Origin of the sequence: Pseudonocardia sp. NPDC046786, assembly GCF_040645415.1 — a bacterium.
GTDB classification, from domain to species: domain Bacteria; phylum Actinomycetota; class Actinomycetes; order Mycobacteriales; family Pseudonocardiaceae; genus Pseudonocardia; species Pseudonocardia kongjuensis.
Map to the genome: position 1 here is coordinate 93,753 of NZ_JBEYYF010000002.1, position 2,302 is coordinate 96,054.

Genomic DNA, 2,302 nt, shown 5'->3' on the forward strand with positions numbered 1-2,302 from the left:
GTCAGGCGTGCTCGGGCGGGGCGAGCGCCACGACCCCGTCCGGCAGCAGCGAGATCGGCCGCATCATCCGGTGGTCCTCGTGCTCGTAGACGTGGCAGTGGTGCACGAACCGCCCGGCGTGCGGGCCGAACCGGCCGATCGCGGTGACCAGCTGCCCGCCGCCGAGCGACACGACGTCCTTCGCGCCGGCCTCCGGGGCGGTCACCGTGCCCGCCCGGTCGAACCGCAGCGGGCGGGTCGTGCCGCCGCCGAACGACCCGTCCGGTCGCACCAGGTAGGTCCAGCCGGAGACGTCGTAGTGGTCGCGCCGCTGCACCTGGAAGGTGAACGCGTGCACGTGCATGGGGTGCGGCGCGCCGGGACCCTCCAGGTTCAGCCAGGTCCAGCGCTCCCAGCCCTCGGTGCGGGCGTGCACGGTGACCGGATCGGCCCAGGTGGCGGCGATCCGGCGGAAGGTGCGCAGGGCGCCATCGTGGTCGACGAGCTGGACGACGCCGTCCACCGGGCCGTCGGCGAGCGCGTCCGGCACGTCGTCGGTCTCGGTCATCTCCCACATCCGGGCCGACACCGGGAAGGCCGGGGTGATCAGCACGATCCGGTCGGTGATCGGGGCCGCGACGTCGGCGGTGATCCGGGTGAACCCGGGCGCCAGCTCGGTGCCGGCCCGCACGACGGTCGCCGCCGGCGCAGGCCCGGCCGGCCGGCCGCGGACCCGGAACTGCATGACGTCGTCGGACGGCGCGGGCGCGACCGAGCCGTCCACCCAGCGCAGGGTGCGCCCGGCGTACCCGCTGAAGTCGATCACGACGTCGGCCCGCTCGGCGGGGACGACCGCGAACTCCTCGGCGCCCGGCGCGGCCCGGGGGAGCAGCCCGGCGTCCGACCCGACGTGGTGCGCGACGCCCTCGGGGAGCACCTGCTCGTCCTCGTCGATCAGCATCAGGTGGTAGGGCCGGATCGACGAGGCGTTGAGCACCCGCAGCCGGTAGGGCACCGGATCGACCTCCAGGTACGGCCAGATGGTGCCGTTGACCAGGGTGAACGGGCCGGTGAAGGAGCGCGGCAGGCGTTCGGCCTGGCCGTCGTAGAGCACGATCTTGTAGAGCAGCTCGCCGGTCAGCCGGCCGGTCGGGTCGGTGTCGAGGTTGCGGTCGCAGATCACCAGCGGGATCTCGTGCTCGCCCGACGGCAGCCCGGCGGCGTCCTCCTCGTCGTCGCGCAGCAGGTAGAACCCGCCGCCGAGGCCGGCCATCGTGGTCAGCCGGGTCACGTGCATGGCGTGGTCGTGGTACCAGAGCGCGGCGGCGGGCTGGTCGTTGGTGTAGCGGGTCAGCTGGACGCCGGTCGGTGCGACGGCGTTCTCCGGCCAGCCGTCGGCGCCGCCACCGACCACCGCGCCGTGCAGGTGCACCACGGTCCACGGGGGCAGCACGGCGGCCGCCGGGAGCGGCTGCGCGCCGCGCGCACCGGGCAGGTCCCACTCGCGCAGGTCACCCCGGTTGTCCAGCACCTCGACCGCCTTCACCGGGTACGGCCCGGTCAGCTCGTTGGTCCAGGCGATCTCCAGCGGAACGCCCCGGCGGGCCTCGATCGTCGGGCCGGGGAAGCCGCCCTCGTAGGTCCACATCGGGGTGCCGGGCAGCGCCGAGTGCAGCCGCACCTGCGCGGTCCGCTGGCGCACGGTCAGCCGGGCCACGCCGTCGGTGCCGGGGGCGGCGGTGAGCACCGGCATCCGCGGCAGCGGATCGGTGAAGGGGCGCAGCTGCAGCAGGGCGCGGCCGTCGTCGGGCGGCGGCCGGTACACGCCGGTGACCGGATCGGCGCCGCCGTGGCCGCCGTGCGCGGCGCGGCCGCCGGGCGCGTTCACGCCGGGCAGCAGCACCCGGTCGGGCGGCGCCCCGGCGGGCCGGGCCCGGGTGGCCAGGCCGGCGACCGCGGCAACCAGCGCGGTGTGCGCGAGGAAGCGGCGCCGGCTGGTCCGCAGCACCCCGGGCGGTCGGGTCCGGGCCGGTGGGTGTTCGGGCCGGACGGCGGCCGGGACCGGGGTGACCGGGGGGCTCGGCGGCAGCGGTGGCGCCGGGCGGGGAACCCGGCTCCCGTCCGATGTGGACGAATCCTCGGCCATCCGCGGACTGCCTCCTCGTACTCAGTAAGTCTGACACGAAGCCTAAGTTAGGCAAACCTCTTAATCCATCACCCTCACCTCTGGACTCCTCTCCGCGGATCTGCTTAGGCTCAGCTAACTCGATCGGGTGGCTCCGTCGTCTCCACCCGGCCCTTCCTCCACGGGAGTTGCACCTCC

The 2,302-nt window shown here is 74.9% G+C and carries 1 protein-coding gene; it reads right to left on the reverse strand.

The window, feature by feature from the left end; translation table 11 throughout:
* Position 1: 1 nt before the first annotated feature.
* Complete coding sequence (locus ABZ881_RS02585) at positions 2-2,125, reverse strand: multicopper oxidase domain-containing protein (protein ID WP_358481233.1); 2,124 nt, start codon at positions 2,123-2,125, stop codon at positions 2-4.
* Positions 2,126-2,302 lie beyond the last annotated feature (177 nt).

What these genes read in the sequence shown, in the direction of transcription:
- ABZ881_RS02585 (WP_358481233.1), bottom strand. Translation starts at nt 2,125, where the DNA reads ATGGCCGAGGATTCGTCCACATCGGACGGGAGCCGGGTTCCCCGCCCG.